General features: G+C 70.1%; 14 protein-coding genes. 6 read left to right on the top strand and 8 right to left on the bottom strand.

Annotation, left to right across the window (positions count from 1 at the left end):
* The 4 genes from D7X74_RS10110 to D7X74_RS10095 all read right to left on the bottom strand — a co-directional run bounded on the left by D7X74_RS10110 (position 1) and on the right by D7X74_RS10095 (position 8,858).
* Positions 1-3,381, bottom strand: a complete 3,381-nt coding sequence (locus D7X74_RS10110) for an AAA family ATPase (protein WP_120532717.1) — start codon at positions 3,379-3,381, stop codon at positions 1-3.
* Positions 3,382-3,385: 4 nt separating this feature from the next.
* A complete protein-coding gene (locus D7X74_RS10105; protein WP_120532716.1) occupies positions 3,386-6,799 on the bottom strand; it encodes an AAA family ATPase in 3,414 nt (1,137 codons plus the stop codon).
* 142 nt (positions 6,800-6,941) lie between these two features.
* The gene (locus D7X74_RS10100) at positions 6,942-8,114 is read right to left on the bottom strand and encodes a hypothetical protein (protein WP_147446531.1); all 1,173 of its coding nucleotides are present in this window, start codon (positions 8,112-8,114) and stop codon (positions 6,942-6,944) included.
* Between the two features lie 18 nt (positions 8,115-8,132).
* Entirely contained in the window at positions 8,133-8,858 is a 726-nt protein-coding gene (locus D7X74_RS10095) for an AraC family transcriptional regulator (protein WP_158622206.1), read from the bottom strand.
* A 114-nt stretch (positions 8,859-8,972) separates the two neighbouring features.
* Here D7X74_RS10095 and D7X74_RS10090 point away from each other — a divergent pair, with 114 nt between their 5' ends.
* Entirely contained in the window at positions 8,973-9,581 is a 609-nt protein-coding gene (locus D7X74_RS10090; protein WP_120532713.1) for a cysteine hydrolase, read from the top strand.
* Between the two features lie 100 nt (positions 9,582-9,681).
* Here D7X74_RS10090 and D7X74_RS10085 read toward each other — a convergent pair whose 3' ends face one another.
* Entirely contained in the window at positions 9,682-12,111 is a 2,430-nt protein-coding gene (locus D7X74_RS10085; protein ID WP_158622205.1) for a sorbosone dehydrogenase family protein, read from the bottom strand.
* A gap of 151 nt (positions 12,112-12,262) precedes the next feature.
* On the bottom strand, positions 12,263-12,892 hold the full coding sequence (locus D7X74_RS10080) for a pyridoxamine 5'-phosphate oxidase family protein (protein ID WP_120532711.1): 630 nt from the start codon (positions 12,890-12,892) through the stop codon (positions 12,263-12,265).
* 91 nt (positions 12,893-12,983) lie between these two features.
* Between D7X74_RS10080 and D7X74_RS10075 the strand changes: the two genes are divergently transcribed.
* Positions 12,984-13,886 carry a LysR family transcriptional regulator gene (locus D7X74_RS10075; protein ID WP_120532710.1) on the top strand — a complete coding sequence of 301 codons (903 nt, stop codon included), beginning with the start codon at positions 12,984-12,986 and terminating at the stop codon, positions 13,884-13,886.
* 180 nt (positions 13,887-14,066) lie between these two features.
* Positions 14,067-14,819 (top strand): zinc-dependent metalloprotease, encoded by a 753-nt coding sequence (locus tag D7X74_RS10070; RefSeq protein ID WP_120532709.1) that lies wholly within the window; start codon positions 14,067-14,069, stop codon positions 14,817-14,819.
* A gap of 31 nt (positions 14,820-14,850) precedes the next feature.
* On the opposite strand, the gene D7X74_RS10065 is transcribed toward D7X74_RS10070, so the two are convergent.
* The gene (locus D7X74_RS10065) at positions 14,851-15,777 is read right to left on the bottom strand and encodes a methyltransferase domain-containing protein (RefSeq protein WP_120532708.1); all 927 of its coding nucleotides are present in this window, start codon (positions 15,775-15,777) and stop codon (positions 14,851-14,853) included.
* Positions 15,778-15,979: 202 nt separating this feature from the next.
* Here D7X74_RS10065 and D7X74_RS10060 point away from each other — a divergent pair, with 202 nt between their 5' ends.
* The 3 genes from D7X74_RS10060 (at position 15,980) to D7X74_RS10050 (ending at position 19,499) form a co-directional block, all read left to right on the top strand.
* Positions 15,980-16,549 carry a tRNA-uridine aminocarboxypropyltransferase gene (locus D7X74_RS10060; protein ID WP_120532733.1) on the top strand — a complete coding sequence of 190 codons (570 nt, stop codon included), beginning with the start codon at positions 15,980-15,982 and terminating at the stop codon, positions 16,547-16,549.
* A gap of 115 nt (positions 16,550-16,664) precedes the next feature.
* A complete protein-coding gene (locus D7X74_RS10055; RefSeq protein ID WP_120532707.1) occupies positions 16,665-17,597 on the top strand; it encodes a hypothetical protein in 933 nt (310 codons plus the stop codon).
* Between the two features lie 105 nt (positions 17,598-17,702).
* Positions 17,703-19,499, top strand: coding sequence for a DUF885 domain-containing protein (locus D7X74_RS10050; protein WP_120532732.1), 1,797 nt, complete (start codon positions 17,703-17,705; stop codon positions 19,497-19,499).
* Positions 19,500-19,507: 8 nt separating this feature from the next.
* On the opposite strand, the gene D7X74_RS10045 is transcribed toward D7X74_RS10050, so the two are convergent.
* On the bottom strand, positions 19,508-21,300 hold a 1,793-nt coding region (locus D7X74_RS10045), incomplete at its 5' end, for a DUF4135 domain-containing protein (protein WP_120532706.1).

Below are 21,300 nucleotides of genomic sequence, written 5' to 3'. Positions count from 1 at the left end.
TCAGCCCTCCTTCCGGGTCGCGCGCCGCAGCACGCACCCGGCCCAGGCGAGCGCCTCCGACGGCGTGCGCCGGCTCGCCAGGTGTAGAAGCCCGCTCTCGCTTCCCTCCACCACCACGCGGCCAGGGCGCTGCTCCCGTGCCGTCCCCGCGCGCCGCGCCTCGCGTTCCGCCGCGCGCACCGCATCCCGCGCGGCCACGGCCCCGGACACGTCGTCCATCAGGCCCACGTCGCCGTCCATCAGCTCCACGCGCACGGGCGCAGGGCGCACCAGGTCGCCACGGAGGGTCTCCACCAGTGCGTATCCCTCCAGCGGCGCCAGCACCTCCGCGAGGCCGAAGGCGGTGAGGCTCACGGCGATGCGCCGCACCCGCACCCCCACCGGACGCTGCGAGCCGGGAGGCGCCCAGGCGATGCGGCCCTCCGGCTCCACGCGCTCCTCGTGCACCGCCGCGCGCCCCAGGGCCTGCGGCAGCGCGCGCGCCACCGCCTCCAACGCGGACACGGGTGCATCGCCCAGTCCCTCGATGAGCATGGTCCGCACGTCCGGCCCGCGCTCGCGGCAGGCGAGCTGATGCGCAAGCCAGTCCACCTCGTCCCGCAGGTTCACGACCCGGGGGCGACAGCGACGCAGCCGCTCCTCGCGGGACACCGGCAGGGGCACGGAGGCATAGGTCGGACGGGCCCGGAGGCCACCGCGACCGGGGTTGCGGCGCCAGTCGTACGCGCGCTCGACCTCCTTGGGCACCGCCTCCTCTGTCTCCACGAAGTCGCGCTCCGCCAGATCGGTCTCCCGGATGTCCACCGCCTCCACACGGAGGCGCTCCAGCCGCTCCAGCAGCTCCAACGCTTCCGCGTTCGCCGCCGGGGCGCGAGGCCGTGCCGCCTCCCCGGCGGAGAGCGCATCCAGCCGCGACGCCGTCTCCTCCAGCACGCGCGACACATCCGCCAGCGTCCAGACCGCCGGGTCCGGCTCCGGCGCCCAGGCCGACTCGCGCGCCATCAGCTCCACGGACAGACCCATGTCGTCGCCCCGGGGGAACAGCTCCACCCGGGCGAGGTCCTCGGCGCCTCGGCGCACCAGGTGGTGGGCAAGGGGCACCGTGAGGCGCCGCTCCAGCGCGCGCTTGAGGGGACGCGCGCCGTAGCGCGGGTCATAGGCCTGCTCCACGAGCAGATCCAACAGCGCGGGCTCCACCTCCACCAGCACGTTGCCGCGGCGGATGCCCCGGCGCGACAGCAGCGACTCCAGCGCGTGCTCCACCACCACGCGCAGCGCCGTGGGCGTCAGCGGCCGGAAGGGCACCACCCGGTCCAACCGGTTGAAGAACTCCGGGCGGAAGAAGGCGCGCACGGAGGACAGGTAGTGCGCCTCCGCGCTGTCGGCCGTGCGATGGAAGCCGGTGCGCGCCGCGGCCTCGCGCACGCCCAGGTTGGACGTCAGCACCACCACCGCCTGTCGCGCGTCCACCGTGCGGCCGGCACCATCCGTCAGCCGCCCCTCGCCGAGGAACTGGAGCAGGGCATCGAAGACGCGCGGGTGCGCCTTCTCCACCTCGTCGAAGAGCACCACGCAGAAAGGCTGGGTGCGCAGCGCGGTGGTCAACTCACCGTCCGGCGCGCCCGGCATGCCGAGCAGCCGGGTGATGCTGGACGCGGACACGAACTCCGACATGTCGAAGCGCACGAGCCGCCCCTCGCCGCCGAAGAGGGTGCGCGCCAGGGCCTTGGCCGTCTCCGTCTTGCCTACGCCGGTGGGGCCCACGAAGAGGTACGTGGCCAGCGGCTTGTCCGGCGGCTGCAACGAGCGCTGCAGCGTGAGGATGGCATCCACCACCGCGGACACCGCCTCCGGCTGGCCCGCCACCTGCGCGGCCAGCTCACGCTCCAGCGCGTCGCGCGTCTTCGGCGGCGCGCTGCCCAGCACGAAGTCCGGCAGGCCCGTCTGCTCGCGCATGGCGGAGGTGACGTCCTCCTGGGTGAAGCGGCGCACGCCGTTCTCCTGCGTGCCGGGCCGCGACACCACCCGGCGCAGCAGCCGGACGGCCTTGCCCGGAAAGGCTTCGTGCGCGACGAAGCGCTGCTGCAGATCCAACAGCGTCTCCAACGCCAGCGGGGACAGCCGCACCGCGCCCGCGTGGCTCGCGGCCTCCAGCTCGCGCAGCGTGCCCAGGAGCGCGGGCAGCGTGGCGCGCGCGTCCAGCGCCGGCACGTGCACCACGCGGAAGAGCGAGGCGAAGGTGGGGGCCTCCTCGCGCACGCGCTCGAAGCGCTCCGGCGTGGACTCGGCCAGCACCGTCAGCTCACCGCGCGCCAGGTGGGGCTCCAGGAACTGCGCCACGTTGGTGCGCTCGCTGTGGGTGCGCCCCGCGTAGACGAGCGAGGCCAGGTCGTCCACGTAGAGCAGGTCACCCACCTCCACCAGCTCCTGCACCACGCCGCGCGCGCGGGCCTCCCACTGGCCCACATACATCATGCCCGCGATGAACTGGTTGCCGTCCACGCGCCACACGTCGCGCCGTGTGCCCGCGGCGTCCTGCCGCGCGGTGAGGCGGCTGACGGCCTCGTGCACCAGCGCTGTCTTGCCGGAGCCGGACGGGCCCACGAGGATCACCGCGGCGCCCTCGCGCCCCTCCAGCGCGTCCACCACCTCGCGCACCAGGGCCTCGCGGCCGAAGCAGTGCTCCAGCGCCCCGTCCCGCGCGCCATGGCTCAGGTTGCGGGCCACCGCGCGCAGCTCCACGAGCGACAGGCGGCGGCGGTTGCGGCGCGCTTCGCGCTGCTCGGGCGTCTCCGGGGTCGGCTCCTTCTTCTTCTCGGCGGTGGTCTTGCGGCGGCGCGCCGCAGTGGGGGGCTTGGGCGGAGTCCTCGGGAGGACGGTGGGCGCGTACGCGTCCACCTCCAGCAGCTCCAGCCGCTCGTGTCCGGTGGACCAGGCCTCGTCCAGGTTCTCCAGGTCGTGCTCCAGGCACCACGCGGCCAGCCGGCGCGCGAGCGCCTGGGGCAGCGCGTCCGGGTGGCCGAGCGCGAAGCGGGCCGCGGGCAGCCGCGTGGGCGTCACCACCCAGAACTCGTCGCGCGGCCACTTCTCCAGCAGCACGGCCATGCGGCCCTGGAGGACGACGCGCTTGTTCTTCTCGCGGTCCCTCGCCTCCGTGTCCACGTTGACGTGCCGCAGGGCCAGGTGCGGCGGGAGCTGATAGGCCGCTACGTTGGCCACGGGCTCCTTCTCGAAGCGCTCCATGACGGCGAGCGCCAGCTCATCGCGGAGCGTGGAGAGGCTGGGGCCCACGCCGCTCAGCCGGGGCCAGAAGGCGGGCACCCAGGCCTGCACCAGCCGTCCGCCAAGAGGGCACACCACCAGGGGAAGCTTGAGGTCCATGGCGTCAGTCCTCCTTCCGCGCGCCGAAGACGCGCCACTGCAACCACGCTTCCAGCAGGGCTTCCATGTCCAGCCCCGCCGACCCGTAGCGCTGCTTCGCGCCGGTGCGCAGGTCTTCCAATGAGCCTCCCCCCAGGTCGCTGGAGGAGGGACGCAGCCGGCGCACCTCCTCCTTCGTCAGCGACTTCTCCAGGTCCTCCAGCGCCGGCAGTGCGTGCAGGGCCAGGGGCTGCGGCTCGAAGCGCACGCGCACCAGCGCGGCCTGGCTGCCCTCGACGAAGCGGTGCACGCCCTGCTCACCCGCGAGCAGCAGCGGCAGCGTGTCGCTGGTGAGCTGCAGCGCATACGCGGCGGGAGTGCGCTTCAACGTGGCCAGCTCCGCCTTCTGCTCCCAGCTCCACTTGTGCCGGAGGTCCTTGTCCTTGCGCGAGGGCTTCGGCTTCTCTCCGTCCTTGGGCTCCTCGGGCAGCAGCAGGGCCCGCTGGAAGGCGATGGACTGCGCCTGGGCCCAGGCCTCGTAGGCCTTCGCCAGCGTGCACAGGTGCGGCCACGCGCCGCGTCCGGGAACGAGCAGGAGGGTGACGCCGCGTGAGGGCGGAAAGAGGCTGGCGTGGATGCGCTGGCGCAGGGGCTGGAAGGCCCGCCGCAGTCCGGCCACGTCGCGGGCCAGGGACTCCGCCTGTCCCACGGCGCGCGTGAGGTGCGCCTCGAAGAGGAGGTCCTCCACGGCCTCGGCCTGCTGCGCGCAGTCTCGGAAGGCCTTGTCCAACTCGCGCGCCTCGGACGACTTGCGCGAGGACGCCTCGGCCAGGGCCCGCTCCTCCCAGTACGCCGGCTGGCGGGACGCCTTGTCGAAGACGGCCAGCTCGCGGCGCAGGGCCAGCATGGGTTCGCAGCGGCTCCAGCGCTGCACCTCCGCGCGCAGGCTGGCCGCGTCCTCCAGCACCTGCTCGATGGCCTGCCGTCCCACGCCCTCCGCGTCCCCGCCCACCGCCTCCGCGCGCAGCGCGAGCCCCGTGTCGCCGGCCTCCACGGACAGCTTCACCGCGCCGCCCCGGGGATGCGCGGCGAGCCATGCCGCCACCGGCACGACCAGCTCCCGCTCCAGCGCGCGCTTGAGGGGACGGGCGCCATAGCGCGGGTCGAAGCCGCGCGCGGCCAGCCAGTCCAGCGCGGAAGGGGCGACCTCCAGCGCCGCGTCGTGGAGGGACAGGCCCGGGCGGCGGCACACGGCCTCCACCTCGCGCACCACCAGCCGGCGCAGCAGGTCCTGGGAGAGGGGAGAGAAGACGACCACGTCATCGAGCCGGTTGAACAGCTCCGGGCGGAAGAAGCGCTGCACCTCCGCGAGGTAGTGCGCGCGCAGGGCGGCGGTGTCGGGCGCGCCGCCGGAGGAGTCGAAGCCCACGCGGGCGCGCCAGGTGTCCGCGCCCAGGTTGCTGGTGAGCACGAGCACCGCGTTGCGGAAGTCGGTGAAGCGGCCGGACGCGTCGGTGAGGCGGCCCTCGCCCAGCACGCCCAGCAGCGCGTCGTGCACGGCGGGGTGGGCCTTCTCCACCTCGTCCAGCAACACCACGCAGAAGGGCTGGCGGCGCACCGCGGAAGACAGGTGTCCGGGCGTCTCGCCGTCACCCAGCAGGCGCAGCAGCGCATCCGGGCCGGCGTACTCGCCCATGTCCAGACGGACCATGCGCTCCTTCGCGCCGAAGAGCAGCTCCGCCAGGGCCTTGGACAGCTCCGTCTTGCCCACGCCGGTGGGGCCCACGAAGAGCAGCACGCCCAGGGGACGGCGGGTGTCGGCGAGGCCCGCCTTGAGCACGGACACCACCGCCGCCGCGCGCTCCACCGCCGTCTCCTGCCCCAGCACCCGCGTGGAGAGGAAGGCGCGCACCCCGGCCGGCTCCAGCGGGACGTCGTCGCGCAGGAGCGACTCGGGGATGCCGGACTCGGAGGCGAACTGGCGGACGGCGTCCAGGCGGGTGACGCGCGGCTGGGCCGCGTGCGCGCACGTGGCCAGCAGGCGGCGGAGGAAGGCCACCGCGTTGCCCACCTGCGCGCCGTAGGGCAGGAAGCGGCGGCAGAGGAAGCGCGCCTCGTCGAGCGCCTCGGGCAGCACCTCCAGCGGCTTGGGTCCCGCGTCGTCCTCCGCCACGCGCGCGAGGATTCGGGCCAGCGCGTCCGCTGACGGCTCCTCCACGCGCACCACGGAGAAGAGGCGAGCGAAGCTGGCGTTGCGGCGCTCCACCTGGGCCCACGTCTCCGGCGTGGCCTCCGCCACCACGGACACCTCGCGGGTGGCGAGCAGCGGCAGGAGGAGCTGGGCCACGTTCTGATCGCTGTGCGCGCTCTTGCCCGCGTCCAGCAGGTCCACCGCGTGGCCCAGGCTGAGGATCGCGTGCGACTCGGCGGCTTCACGCAGGCAGCGGATCACCTGCTGCTGCCAGTCGCCCATCATGCCCTCGCCCGCGATGAGGCGGCTGCCATCCAGGAAGAAGAAGGGACGGGCGCGCTCGGATGCGGTGCCTGCGGGCGCGCGCAGCTCCTGGGCGAGCGCGTGGAGCACCGCCGTCTTTCCCACGCCGGAGGGACCCACCAGCACCACGGACTCCGCGTCCTTCGCCGCGAGGCGCGCGCGGAGCAGCGTCACCAGGGCGTCCTGCTCGTACGCGGGGTCGAGCTGACCGTCCTGGGCGAGCGCATGCCAGGGCACGGCGATGCGGTCCAGCGTGGGAGTGGGGGGCGGCTTCTGGGGCCGTGCGCCCGCGTCGCGGCGGCGGGAGCGGCGGCGCGGCTCCCACGAGTCCGGGTCCAGCGCGTCCTCGTCCTCGTCGTCCAGGCCGGCGGCGTCCGACTTCTCCGCTGGAGCATCCGGAGGACGCGGCGGCGGGCGGATGTCCAGGCGAAGCTGGCGCGGGGTGAGGGTGGCGAGCGGGGTGGGCGTGGCCTGCACCTCCAACTCCACCAGCGACTCCTGGCCCTCCGGGCGCAGCGCGAGCCGACGCGCGTCGGAGAGGCCCTCCAGTTGTTCGCTCAAGCGCTCCGTCGCGTCCGGGGGAAGCGCCTTGCCCTGGAACCACAGGTGCGTTCCGAGCCTCGGGGTGTGAAGTCCGGTGAAGGACTGGTGCGCGGGGGCGACGACGGCGGAGAAGTGCAGCGGTGAGACGGTGTTCTCCTCCGCGCCCCAGACGGGGATGCCCGGCACCTCCAGCGTGTGCAGGACGCCGTCGGGCGCGGCGATGAACTCCGGCACCCGGCGGGGGTGTACGCGGGTGAGCTGATCATCCAGCGCCAGCGTCAGCTCCTCGGTGGCCTTCTCCAGCGAGTCCGCGTGCACGGCGAGGTGGGGAAGGGCCAGCGGCGTGAGCGTGACCCGGCGACTGGCGTGCCGCTGCACCCAGCATTGAAAACGGAAGTTCATGGAGAGGGCTCAGGCTAGCACGGCGCCGCACAGCGACGCCCCGGGCCCCGGGGAACTGACGCGCGGCGGGACGCAGTGGAAGCTTCGCGGCGATGCGGGGCCGCCCCGTCTTCCTGATGCCGCGCGGCATCCTGGCCGTGGCTCACTTCGGCGCGGGCGGCACCCAGAGCTGTTCGGAAGGCAGTCCCAGCACGCCGGCCGCCGAGGCGTGCAGCGACGCGGGCCCAAGCCGTCCCTCGTGCGCGGCCTTGCCCAGCCACTCCTGGATGACGCCGCCGGTGCGCTCGAAGCCGTCGGCCTTGAGGAGTCCGTACAGTCCGGCGGCCAGCACGTGCATGCCGTCGTCGGCCTTGCGCCAGCGCTCGCGTGCCGGGACGGCGACGCCGAGCCGCTCGGTGATGAGCTGCTCCAGCGCTTCGGCGGTGTCCTCGTCGAAGAGGCCTTCGAGCGTGGTGTAGCCGAAGGCCGGATCATGGTCCGCGACAATGCGGGGGAGCAGCGGGTCGCGTCGCAGCACCTCCAGCGCCGCGAGGATGGAGGGATGCGTGGCGTCGAAGGGCGGGTGCAGGATCTCATGCGCCGCGTTCCGGATGATCAGCGCATCGGAGTAGGTCCGGTGCGTCAGGAACCGCTGCCCGATGACCTTGATGCCGTGCGGCTTGGAGAAGTGCAGCAGGTCGATGGTGATGTTCTCCTCCAGGCGGTGGCCCAGCAGCCGCTCCTGTTCGGCGATGACGTCGACTCCGGCCAGCCGCTGTCGAAGCTCCGCCGCGCGCTGCTCCACGAGGTCTCCGAGCACCTCCCGGCGGAACGTGGGGAAGTCGCTCGCGGCCAGCGCTTCGAGCACGCGGGCCAGCTCGGGACGGGCGGTGAGGAACCAGTCCCAGGCCTCGGGCTCCCAGTACGGGCTGGCGCGGAAGCCCGGCAGCAGCCGCGTCTCCGCGTTCGTGAGCGCACCGCGCAGGTCCGCGAGCGTCCCCGTGGGCCCGGCGGAGAACACCAGACAGAGAAAGGGGCCCATCATCCGGTGCTGCGCCTTCGACGAGGCCATGAGCTGCTTGATCAACGGGACGGCGTCCGAGGGAAAGCGCGGGGTGAACCGCGCCAGCTCCTCGGCATAGTAGCGCGCGTAGAAGGACTCCCCGGACAGGGGATTGAGGAAGCAGAGCGCATCCATGCCCTCGGATTCGGCGACCTTCCAGCGGGTGCGGGGAGGGGAAGCGGAGGAGGAGGGCCGAGGGCTTCGGGAAGCGCAGCCCATCGTTGCGGCGAAGGGCAGGGCGAGCAGCGCGGAGAGACAGTCGCGTCGGTTCATGCCTGCGTCGTGTAATCGCTAGCGCCGGGCCGTTCTTGGATCCACTTGACCCTCGCGCAGCGGAGCTCCGCGCCGGAGGGCCGCGGGCGTCCGGCCCGTGAGGGCGACGACGTCGCGGGTCATGTGCGCCTGATCGGTGAAACCCAGCGCGAGTGCGAGCTGCGCGAGCGGCAGCGTCGAACGGGGAATCTGTCGCCAGGCCTGGAGCGCGCGCACGTCGGCCCGGTAGCGCTTGGGTGAGACGCCATAGGCCCGCTTGAAGCCGCGAGCCACCGTCTCCACCGCGAGGCCCGTGGTCTCCGCCCATTCCCGGAGCCCCAGCGAGGGATTGTCGCGCAGCGCGGCGGCGAGCAGGTCCGGCCAGTCCCCGGGACCCGTGATGGGCGCCACGGGTGACGAGGCCACGAGGTCCGCCGCCGCCCTCGGGTCCTTCCGCGCCAGCCGCACCACGGCATCCACATCCCGCAGCAGTCCTGCGGCCACATCGGGCGCCGAGGCGGGAAGCGGCAGGTTGAGGACGACGGCCCCGGTGGTGTCGAAGTGGTTCGCGTGCGACTCGAAGGCGCGGTGGAACACCACGGAGCCCGCGCGCAGTCGGAAGCGGCCGGAGTCCCCCGCCTCCACATAGCCCCCCGCGACGATGACGGAGGTGTAGCCCGTCACGTGTCGGTGGCGCTCCAGCCGGGTCGCCGCCGTGAAGCGCTGCCGCGTCGCGGGTTGCGTGGCGGTCATCGGCTCGGGCATCGCGGCCTCACGACTCCTGGGACGGGCGCGGCTTGACCGCTTCTCCGAGGGGCTGGCAAACATAACAGGCCTGCCCGGAAAGGGCAGGTCAGGCCCTTCGCCCCGGAGTCCGCCATGTCGCTCGACCCGTCGACCACCGCCGTGCTGCTGATCGAATACCAGAACGAGTTCGCCACCGAGGGAGGCGTGCTGCACCCGGCGGTGAAGGGCGTGATGGCCGAAACGAAGATGCTCCAGAACACCGAGGCGCTGGTGAGGGCCGCGCGGACGAAGGGCGTGACGGTGATGCACGTGCCCATCTCCTTCGCCGAGGGCTACGGCGAGTTGACCCGGCACCCCTACGGCATCTTGAAGGGCGTGGTCGACGGGAAGGCGTTCGTGAAGGGCAGTTGGGGCGCGCGGATCATCGACTCGCTGGAGCCGCAGAAGGGCGACATCGTGATTGAAGGCAAGCGCGGGCTGGACACCTTCGCCAGCACGAACCTCGACTTCATCCTGCGCAGCAAGGGCATCAAGACGGTGGTGATTGGCGGCTTCCTCACCAACTGCTGTGTCGAGTCCACGATGCGCACCGCGTACGAGCACGGCTACGACGTCATCACCCTCGTCGACTGCACTGCCGCGACCTCATCGGAAGAGCACAAGAACGCGCTCAAGTACGACTTCCCGATGTTCTCGCGTCCGATGCCGTCCTCGGAAGTGATCGGCATGTTCAAGGCGTAGGGCCCTGTCCGGTGCCGACATGTGAATGATTGGAAGCCCGGCTCCCCTGTCGCGGAGGGCCGGGCTTCAAGCTGTGCAGGCGCCAGAAGTCCGGCCCCTGTCAGTGCCGTGCCCGGCGGGGCTTCCACACCAGTGCCGCCAGGAGCCACCAGCCCAGGACGCCCGGAATCGCGGTGGCGCCACAGCCACAGCCGCCGGATTCGTCCTCCATCCCGTCCGGCACCGTGCCGGCGTCGTGCGTGGTGCCCGCATCCAGCCCGGTGCCCGCGTCCGCGACGGTGCCCGCATCAACCTCGGTGCCTGCGTCCGCGACGGTGCCCGCATCGGCATCAGGGCCCGCGTCCGTTTCGGATCCAGCATCAATCGCCCCGCCACCATCCGGCTCCGTTCCCGCGTCGGCCGCGACTGGCGACTGGACCCGGAGCTGGAACGTCTGCACCGCATCCGGCGTCTGCCCATTGCTCGCGCGAACGGACACGCTCACGGTCGTTTCAGCCGGGGGCGTCCACGACAGGAGTCCGGACTCAGCGTTCAGCGTCATGCCCTCCGGGGCCTGCTCCAGCGTGAGCACGGGCGCGGGCCGCCCGGCCGCCGTGACAGAATAGGCATAGGGCTCACCGACAGTGGCCTCCGTGACGGGCACGGAGGTGATGACAGGCACCCCGGCGACATCCCGGGCGGTGACGGTGACGGCCCGCGCTTCCATCCCGGGCGCGGATACCGTGAACACCGCGATGTCATCATCACTATCGGAGTCCCGGGTCGTCGCGACGGTGACGGTCTTCGGCGCCGTACCGTCCTCCGGGGTGAACGTCAGGGTTGCGCCTTCCGTGACGGTCACGTCTTCGCTCCCCGACGTGCGCGCGACGGTGAGCGTCACGGGCGCTGTCGGCGCGTAGGCCAGGGCCACGGTGAAGGAGCCGCCCGTGCCTTCCTCCAGGTCCAGGGAGGTAGCGGAGAGCTGGAGCGCCTGGATTTCATCCTCCGAGGTGCGCACCCGGATGTCCGCTCCGGGAAGGCCCTCCGGGAAACCCTCGTACGTGGTGAAGTAGACCGTACCGTGGTCGACGTCGGCGTCCGCGTCCTGGGCGGCGGAGATCGTCACGAACTGCGGGACGCTCCAGTTGGTTGCGTTGAAGCCGAGCACGCGGCCTTCGCTCACCTGGAAGTCTCCTTCCTCACGCAGCTCCGCGATGACGGTCATCGGCTTGGTGGGGGGCGCGGACAGGGACACCATGATCGTCTTCGTCCCTCCTTCCGGGATGACCAGGTCCTGCGACGACACGACCAAGCTCAGTCCCGGCGGGAGGGGGGTGACCCGGATGATCTGCCCCCCGTAGGCCAAGGCATACAGAGCCCCGTCCGGTCCCATCGTCATGTCGGTGAACGGGCCCATGCCGATCAGGAACAGCTCCACCCGGTCCACGGAGCTGTCCGGTCGGAGGACGGCGCGATAGGAATTGCCACTGAAGTCCGCGAAGAAATAGTTGCCCTGGTACTCCGGAGGAAAGAGCGGGCCCTCGCAGAAGGCGCCGCCCACCAGGGCATAGCCCATCCAATCCGTCCTCAAGCTGCCGCCTCCACTCACCGCATCGGGCCCAGGCTGCGCCACCGTGAAGGTGTGGGGCGAGGGGAATCCAGAGATGAAAGCGAGCCCGTTGAAGCTCGGATCCCGCACATCGATCAGGTGGAGCCGCGTGCCCTGACGCAGGAGGGAGGAAACCGGGCGCCAGGCATCCTCCACCGTGAAGGTCACGACGCCATCCTTGCGGACCGCGCCTGTCTCCGTGAACGCGTACTCATCCCACCCCGCCGGGTTGTAGGTGACCTGCGGCTTCAGGTAGCCCTCGGGTTGGTTGTTCTCGTACAGGGACCAGCCCGCGTGGTCGCCCGGCCCCACCCGGAAGATCTGCTCAGCCCTGTCTCCGGCGACGTTGACCCAGAGATGTGACGTGCCAGGCTGGAAGCGCATCCGGAAGGGATTGCGGAAGCCCCGGGCCCAGATGAGATCGTTGTTGGGGCCGGGGCCGTCGTAGAAGGGGTTGTCCGTGGGGACGGTCCCGTCCTTGTGGACGCGGTTGATCTTCGACGCCATCAGCGTCAGGTCATCGTCGGTTCCCTCTCCTCCCCTGTCTCCTACCCCGAAGTACAGCAGACCGTCAGGACCGAAGGCCAAGCCACCGCCGTTGTGATAGGAGTTGGCGGGGATGTTGTCCACGATGACGGTGCGGTCCATTCCCACGCCCTCGACGTCGGTGTACCGGAGGATCCGGGTGACAGGCCGGATGGCAGGGCCCTCCTGGGTGGCGAAGAAGTAGACGTAGTGATTGTTCGTGAAATCCGGGTCGAAGACGAGGCTCACCAATCCCTGCTCGTTCTCGGTCACCACGTCTTCGGTGATGAAGAGCATCGGCTGCAATACGCCGTTCTGGAAGATCAGGACCTGACCCTTCTTGAGCGTCACGAAGAGACGATGGGAACCGTCCGGAGCCCAGGCCAGCCCTGTCGACTCGTTCAGTGCGTTCGACAAGATGTAGTCCTCCACCTCGACGCCATAGGAACCGTTGGCGGGTGGAGGGACGCGGGTCTGCGCTTGGGAGGGGAAAGCTGTCAGCAATGCCAGGGCAAGCCAGGGAAGCAATGAACGCATGCCTCGGACTCTAACCCCTTTCAGGTCCGCATCATGTCTTTGAATCGCGGAGCCGGAGATCGGCCTTGAGGCTGCGATTCTCGGTTTCCAGCTCCGCGATGCGCTTCTCCAGTCGCTGGAGCGCCTGGGCCACCTCGGAGGCATCGAGCTTCTGGGGAATGTGCTTCGGGCAGTTCACGTCCCAGGCGCTCACCGTGATGAGGATCACCTGCTCGGGGCGCGCCCGGGGCTCCGTGGGAGCGAACCGGGACAGCATTGCGTCCGTCGCGGGGACGGCGCGCGCCGTGCCCCAGACCTTGACGCGGCGCTGGTGCGCGTAGTCGATGAGAAAGAGGCAGACCCGATCATTCTCCGACAGGTTGCCCGTCGAGACGTACTGGCGGTTGCCCACGAAATCGACGAACCCGAGCGTGTGATCATCAAGCGCCTGGATGAAGCCTGGGAGGCCCCCTCGATGCTGGACGTAGGGCTGTCCATCCGCGCTCGCGGTGGCCAGGAACCCCGTGTTCACCTGCGCCAGGAACGCGCGCAGGTCCTCCGTCACCTCGGTCTCGAAGCCCCCGGCGCGCTCCATCCGGGCATACGCGGCCCTGGAGCCGCGCTCGCCCTGCACCTGCTTCACCGCCGGGGAGAAGGCCACATCACTTGAGATGGGTTTCATTGAGAAGAACCTCCAGTCTTCCCAAGGTACGGACCTCCCGCTTCGTCAACAATGGCGCGTCCGTGGTAACAGTATTCCAGGAGGTGGAACAATGGATCGAGTCGGGGAGTGGCGCCTCTTCGTGTCCGTCGCGAGCCTGGGAAGCTTCATCGAGGCGGCCCGCGCCCACTCACGTTCCCCGCAGAGCGTCACCCGCGCCGTCGCCGCGCTGGAGAAGCGGCTGGGCACGCGCCTGCTGAACCGGACCACCCGGTCCGTCTCGCTCACGGGAGAGGGGGAGCGCTACCTCGAGCGCAGCCGCCGGGCGCTGGCGGAGTTCGAGCTGCTCGAAGCGCCCTCGGACGCGCGGGCCGAGCTGCACGGCACGCTGTCCGTGACGGCGTCGGTGCTGTTCGGCCAGCTCCACCTCGTGCCCGTGGTGGCGGAGTTCCTGGAGGCCCATCCCCAACTGGACCTGCGGCTCACCCTGCTCGATCGCGTGGTGTCATTGGCGGAGGAGGGCATCGACCTGGGCGTGCGCATCGGCGCGCTCTCCGACTCGGCGCTGCGGGCCCTCAGGATCGGCCACGTGCGGTCGGTCCTTTGCGCGAGCCCGGCGTACTTGAAACGCGCGGGCGTGCCGAAGGACCCGGAGGCGCTGGCCCGCCACGCCTGCATCGCGTTCACGACCACGACCCCCATCGCGGACCGGTGGTCCTTCCCGAGCGGTGGAAGGCGGGAGCGAGGCGTCGCCGTGCATCCACGGCTGATCGTCAACACGGCCCAGGCGGCCATCGAAGCCGCGCTGGCCGGCGTGGGGCTCGTGCGGGTCCTCTCCTATCAGGTGGACTCGCTGCTCGCGGACAAGCGGCTGCGCGTGGTGCTTGAGCCGTTCGAGCCGGAGCCCGTTCCGGTGCACCTCGTCCACCTGCCGGGCCCCCAGCGTCGCGCGGCGGCGGCCTTCCTGGAGTTCGCCGCCCAGCGACTGCGCAAGCGCATCGGCTCGCGGGCATGACGCACCCGCGCACGCCCACGGGTCTCAAGACGTGTGTGGCAGGGATTGTTGTGATTATTGCTTAATCCGTGCTTGCTGGTTTTTGAGGGTGAGGTGTCCTAGAAAGGTGTGTTGTCCGCCCCGACGCTCCCGTGCCGGGACCGTGGGAAGAAACGCTTCAGGACAAGAGGGGAAACGAGAATGTTCAAGCCAGCGGCAGTCCTCGTGGTGAGCTGTGGCGTGTTGTTGTCCGGCTGCGGTACCGACCTGCCCTCGGAGAACGAGGCGATCCGTTCCAACCTCATCGAAGCCGGGTTTCCGGCCGAGGACATCCGGGTCGTCGACGGTGCCGTGTACCTGGGGCACGACGCCCAGGTGAGCCTTGAGGCGTCCCAGGAGATGCTCCAGCGCGACGAGGGGACCGCGGAGCACTACCGCACGACCAACCTCGTCGGTGCGAGCGTGACGCGGATCTGCATCAATCCCACCGCGGCGTTCAACAGCTACAGCCGGCTGAGCCAGGGGCTCGACCTGGCCATCCAGAACTACAACAGCCTGGGGCTGCGCTTCACCATGACGCGGGGGCCGAGCAGCGCTTGCAACGCGAACATCACCGCGACGACCATGAGCGGGGCCAACGGTTCCTCGGGATACCCCTCGGGCGGCCTTCCCTACGGGACCATCAGCATCGGGACCGGCCTGCAGAGCTACAGCGTGGACGTGAATGAGCACGTCATCACCCACCAGCTGGGCCACACCCTCGGCCTGCGCCACACGGACTTCTTCAACACGGCGGGTTGCGGCGGCAGCGAAGGTTCAGCAGGCGTGGGTGGCATCCTCATTCCCGGGACGCCGACCGTGGACCCTCTGTCCATCATGAACTCCTGCTTCAGTTCGACCGCGACCGGCGAGTTCTCCCAATACGACATCCTCGCGCTGAACTACCTCTACTGAGCGTCCAGGCCCGGTCGCGGGCCGCCTCGCACTACGCGAAGGCGGCGCTGCGCAGGACCATCACGTCGGCGAAGTCCAGGCGCTCCGGCGCGAGGCACAGCGCGCCCTGCGTCACCTGCTCGAGGAAATGCTCTCCGTAGTCGAGGCGCGGGCCCTGGGCGTACACGGTGATGTCCCGGGCCCGCGCGAAGTCCCCGAGCATCCGGGCCACCGCGTGCGCCACCTCTCCCCAGAAGGGGAAGTACAGGTAGAACGCGGTGCCGTCCGACATGTCCACGTCGCGGACATCCGCGTGGATGAACTCCAGGTTCGGCAACGCGAAACGTTCGCCATTGCGGCGCGCGGACTCGACGTATGTCTGTCCATACTCCACGCCCTTGACCCGGGCGGAGGAGCTGGCGGCCACGGTGATGGCGAACTTCCCATTGCCACAGCCAAGGTCGTAGACGGTGTCGCGCGGCCCGGGGCTCGTGATGGACAGGAAGTCGGAGATGCGCCTGGCCCGTGAGGCCATGTTCACCTGACCGAACGGGGGCCGGTCCTGGCCGGTGGTGATGCGCGAAATGCGCAGCAGGCCCTCGAGCCAGTCATCCGCCGCCGTGCTCGCGCGGCCCGTGGACTCGGTGAAGCCCAGTCCCTCCCACTGCTCCCGGAAGCCCGCCGCGGAGAGGTCTCCCGAGCGAAGCTGCCGGGCGACGTCCGCGCCGGTCGCATCCAGCGCTGCGGTCACCACGAGCGCACGCGCCTCCAGCGCCGTCCAGAGCGCCTGGAGCTCCGGGCGCGCCCGCACATCGAGCAGGAGCAGCTCCGGTTCGACGTTCTCTTGAACGAAGGCGAACCGCTCGAGCAGCTCCCACTGCGCGCCCAGGCCCAACGTCCGCGGATCCGATGGGGCGAGGAGAAGCTCGGCGCGCTCGACCCACCAGGGGGAGGCAGGTGGGGTGGGGGAGGGCGCCATGGGCGAGGACCGTGTCAGACAGAACGGATCCTGTCCAACGCAAGCGCCCCCGGCCCCGCGCGCGACGGAAGGAATCCACCGCCTGCGCTTCGCTTCCAGCCGGCCGTGCCCCCGGTGGGGTGGGTGCTGTCACGAAGGGTCAGGCGTGCCCGGCAACGAGCGCTTTTCTTCCCGGGGCGGCCGGCCCAGGATGGCGGAAGAGATGTCCCGAGCCGACCGCCCGCCCCGCTGCCCGCGCTGCAACCTCGCGATCCACCTGTGCCTGTGCGCTGAGATTCCCCAGGTGGAGACCCGCACCCGGTTCCTCCTGCTCCAGCACGTGCTGGAGACCGCGAAGCGGAGCAACACTGGCCGCGTGGCCGCGCTGGCCCTCGCGAACGCGAAGCTGCTCATCGTCGGTGGAATGACCGAGGCGCTCGACACCTCCCTGCTCAGCGAGCCGGGCACCTGGCTGCTCTTCCCCGACGGCCCCGTCGCACCACCGGACGCCCCCGCGCCAAAGCAGCTGGTGGTGCTGGACGGCAACTGGTCGCAGGCACGGCGGATGACCCAGCGGCTTCCCGCGCTGCGGGCGCTCCCTCGGCTGGTGCTGCCACCGCCCGAGCCCGGAATGCTCCGCCTCCGCGAACCCTCGCATCCGGCCGGCATGTCCACCCTGGACGCCATCGCCCGCGCGGTGGCGCTGCTTGAAGGCGCGGACGTGGCGGCACCGCTGGAGCGGCTGGCCGCGCTTCGGGTGCAACGCATCGCCGACTGCGGGACGCTGAACTAGCCGCCGGGCCCGCGGCAATACCTCTCAAGAGGAACGGGCGCGGAAATTAACGGCACGTCTGTAATCCTTGGCGGCCGTCTTGCATTGCGGGCGGTGTTTGTGCAAGGAATTGCACATGAAAATCAAGGCAACGGCTGCGTCCCTCTTCCTCCTGGTTGTGCTTGCATCGAATTCCGCCTGGGCCCAGGTGCAGATGAACATCCTGACCGCGCCCGCTGCCATCGCCGACCCGCTCGCCGGGTTCACCGTCAACTACACCATGACGGGAAGCAAGTCTGGCGTCGGAGCCGCGGCGGCCCAGGTGACGTTCTATCTTTCGGCCAGCGCGAACGGGAGCACCGGTGTCTGGCAACTGTTCACGCAGCAGATCCTGCTCAATGGCAGCGGACTGGGGCCGTACTTCCCGCCCGCGGGGACCCAGTCGCGGTACATCTCCCGGTTGTCGATGCAGGCGAATGCGGTTGCCCAACTGGAGGCCATCGCGGCCGCCTGTCAGCCACAGACCTGGTACATCCTGGGTCGGGTGGACAGCACCACCATCCGTTCGACGACGTCTGTCCTGGGCACGACCAAGCCGGCCGACTTCTATTTCACGGGCGGCACGATCACCCCGGCGTCAATCCAGCCTGGAGGCTCCACCGTCATGACGTTCGATCTGTACACGCGCTGCCCGGCGAACACGGCCTCGAGGGTCGGGATCTTCCTGACGGATGCCAACTACCAGTCGCTGGGCTCCATTGGCGCGGTCAACATCGGGGCCGGTGCCGGTACCTCCACGCTGCCGCCTTCGACCATCACGTTCTCCTCCGCCATCGCGCCGGGCACCTATCACCTCGTGCTGCTCGCGGATGTCGACGGTGTGATCGCCGAGAGCAATGAGAACAACAACGCCGGTGACTTCACGCTGGAGGTCACGCCCAGCCCGCTTGCCGCCACCGGCCGTCATGTCGGGGAGCTGGGGACGGGGGTTTCTCTGCCCAACGAGGTCACCTCGGGCAGGCAGGACCTCGCGGTCGGTGCCCCTGGCGAAGCCATCCAGCCGCTCTGAGCGAGCCGATGAACCGCCCACCGACCCCCGGTGGGCGGTCCTCGCCTGAGGCTTGTCGTGCCGGGGCCCTTCGGCGACGCTCCCGCGTCCCTTCCCCGAGGCTCCATGAACGCACTGCGCCCCACGAGCATCCTCGCCGCGTTGCTGCTGCTGTCCCCTGGCTGCACCACCACGCGCCCACCGGCCCAGGCGGAGTCCCCGGCCGCCCATGCCGCCACGCCCGCGCTGTCTCCCGCCCAGGTGGCGCTGCGCGCCTTCGTGGACGCGCACCTGGAGGAGCACTTCCGCCGCTCGCCGATGTCCGCCACGTCCGCGGGCATCCACGCCCATGACGGGGAGCTGCGCGGCTTCCGGGCCGAGGAGCGGGCGTCGAACCTGGCGTACCTGAAGGCGCAGCTCGCGGCGCTGCCCAAGGCGGTGGACCGTGGCGCGCTGCCACCGGAGGACCGGGCCGACTACGACATCCTGGAGAACCACTTCCGCGCGCGCATCCTGGACCAGGAGGTGGTGCGCTCGTGGGAGCGCAACCCGAACACCTACCTGGGCTTCGCCTCGGGGGCCGTGTTCCAGCTCATCAACCGCGACTTCGCGCCGCTGGAGGAGCGGATGCACTCGGCGGTGAAGCGCATGGCGGTGGTGCCGGAGGTCTTCGCGGCGGCGCCCGCGAACCTCCAGAACCCGCCGAAGCTCTGGACGGAGATCGCGCTGGAGCAGGCGAAGGGCACGCGCGCGCTCTACGCGCAGACGCTGCCGCAGGCCTTCGCGCCGGTGAAGGACGCCGCGCTCCAGGCGGCCTTCCAGAAGGAGCAGGCGCGCTGCCTGGAGGCCATCGACGGGTACATCCGCTTCCTGAAGGACGACCTGCTGCCCCGCTCCAACGGGGCCTTCGCCATCGGAGAGGAGACGTACCGCAAGAAGCTCCAGTACGAGGAGGGCGTCACCGAGAGCATCGACTCGCTGCTGGCCTGGGGGCGCTCGGAGATGAAGCGCACGCAGGCGCAGTTCCGTGAGGTGGCGGGGCGAATCGCGCCGGGCAAGGCGCCCATGGACGTGTACCGCGAGCTGGGCAAGGAGCACCCGGCCCCCGCGGAGCTGGTGTCCACGACGACGGCGACGCTGGAGGACATCCGCCAGTTCCTCATCGACCACCACATCATCACCGTGCCCAGCGAAGTGCGCGCGCGGGTGGCGGAGACGCCGGCGTTCAACCGGGCGCTGTCCTTCGCGAGCATGAGCACCGCGGGCCCGTTCGAGGCGAAGGCGACGGAGGCGTACTACTACGTGACGCCGCCGGACCCGACGTGGAGCGCGGAGCAGACCACGCAGCACATGAGCTTCTACAACCGCTACGCGCTGCCGCTCGTCTCCATCCATGAGGCATACCCGGGGCACTACGTGCAGTTCCTGTGGACCCACCGCATCCAGTCGAAGGTGCGCAGGCTGTTCGGCTCGGGCTCCTTCGCCGAGGGCTGGGGCCTGTACACCGAGCAGATGATGCTGGACGAGGGCTACGGCGGCGCGGGGCCGCAGGCGGACCGGCTGCGGCTGAACCAGCTGGCGCTCTACCTCCAGCGGCTGGCGCGCTACGTGGCGGGCCTGTCACTGCACACGCGGGGGATGACGTACGACCAGGCGGTGCGCCTCTTCGAGGAGGAGGCGTACATGACGCGCATCAACGCGGAGCGCGAGGCGCGCCGTGGCACGTCGGATCCGACGTACCTCGTCTACGCGCTGGGCAAGAAGATGCTGATGGAGCTGCGCGAGGAGGCGAAGGTGAAGTGGGGCAAGGACTTCACCCTCCAGCGCTTCCACGACGCGGTCGTCTCCCACGGCTACCCGCCCGTGCCCATCGTCCGCCAACTGCTGCTGGGGGAGGACGCGGCGCCTTCCGCGTCCCGCTGAGCCGCGTCCTAGAGCTGCTTGCGGATCTCCGCCCGGTACTTCTGGATCTGCTCCCTGAGGAGCTTGTCGGAGTTGGACAGTCGCGCCAGCCGGGCTCGAACGTTCTCCACCGAGCCTGGCGCCGGGATGAGAGCGTCCGTCCTGGGGGCGCGCAGCTCGCGGTAGTCGCTGTCCATGAGGGTGGCCTTGCTGCCGGGTCGGAAATAATAGGAGGGCAGGTCGCCCTGCTTCAGGGCGACCAGGTTGCGCGTGAAGATCGCCGTCTCGGCGGACACGGGACCTTTCTGGCGCTCCTCGTCAGCCACCTCCAGCGCGCTGGCTTCCAGGCGCTCGAAGCTCTGCTCCATGGAGCGCAGGTTGTTCAGCGTGGCTGCCAGGTCCGCGGTGTTGATGAGGTGCCGGACGACGACCTCGCTGATGCGCATGGTCTCGAACCACTTGATGATCTTCACCGCGTCCGTGGCCAGACGGCGCATCATGAACTCGAAGCCGTTCAGGATCTCATCGCGATACTCCTTGGGCTCGATGAGTTCCTTCGTCTTGTCGGAGAAGACGCGGTTCTTTCCCTGCTCGATGTGGCCCGCCTTGCGCTCCAGATAGAACAACGACCTGTCATCCCAGCCCACGACGTAGGGGCCCGAGTGCTGGACCTGGAAGCCCGTCCCCGCGGAGTCGCCGCCCAGCAGGTTCGTGTCCGTCAGGCTCGTCACCTGTCCGAAGGCCATCTCCAGGTCGATGAGGTGCGGCTTGCCCTCGTGCGCGATGAGGTTGCTCAGGTGGAAGTCACGCAGCCCGAAGGTGAGGGCTATCGCCAGCAGTTGGCCGAAGACGCTGTAGAACAGCCGCGCCTGGGCCTTGTCGATGTACTGATCATAGGTGACGAACTCGATGTAGCCATAGGCCCGGAGGGTGCCCACCTTGCGCGGGAGGATCCGGTAGGTGGGCAACTGGAACTGCTCCTGGATCCCCGTGTTGAGCAGCTCCATCAGGCTGTTGGGACGGAAGGGCAGCTGCGAGAACTTCCCGGAGTTCTTCCGCATGTAGTCGCACCTTCCGACCAGGCAGAAGTCGATCATGACGTCCGAGGGCTTGTAGACGAGCCGCTTCGCCTTGCCCTCGCGCGTCTCGAAGGTGAGGAGGATCACCTGCTTGCCTCCCTTGTGCAGGTCGCTCCCGGACAGGTCCAGCTTCGTCAGCCGGACGATGCGGTCCTGCAGCTCCTTCCGGTCATCGACGAAGAGCTCCGCCAGCATCTCGAAGTCGTGCTCCAGGTTGTCGATGAGCTCATGGATGTTGGCGATGAAGTTGGTCGTGACGCGACGAAGGAAGCCGGCCGTCACCGGGTTGCCCGCGAGGAACTGTTCGACGTCCTGCTCGCTGATCGCGCTCTTCGCGTTCTGCCAGAGGGCGTAGAAGTTGCCCCCCTGGAACTGGAAGAAGCTCCGCACGGCCTGGTCGAACCCCGCCTTGCCGTTGACCTGCAACTTCTTCGCCCCCACGGCGGTGTTGATCGCGTTCGCCGCGCCCCCCACGGTGTACTGGCCGAGCAGGTCGCTCAGCCACTGGAGCAGGGCCACGTCATCGAAGGCATTGGCCACCCGGACCGGACTGCTCCCACGCGACACGCGGATGCGGTCATCGATGGCGCGCGCCGCGAGCCGCACGAACGGCAGATACAGCGGCGCCAGCAGGGGGAAGGCGTGCTGGAGGCCCGCCACCTTCGAGACCAGCGTACTGCTCCCAGAGGAGGGCTGTGAGGTGGAGGGCTTGGAGGTGGAGGGGGAGTCCTTCACCGGAGGGG

The sequence above is a fragment of the Corallococcus sp. CA047B genome, assembly GCF_003612065.1.
GTDB lineage: Bacteria > Myxococcota > Myxococcia > Myxococcales > Myxococcaceae > Corallococcus > Corallococcus praedator.
Note: the sequence above shows the minus strand (reverse complement) of the source record. Positions and strands in the feature narration are given on the sequence as shown.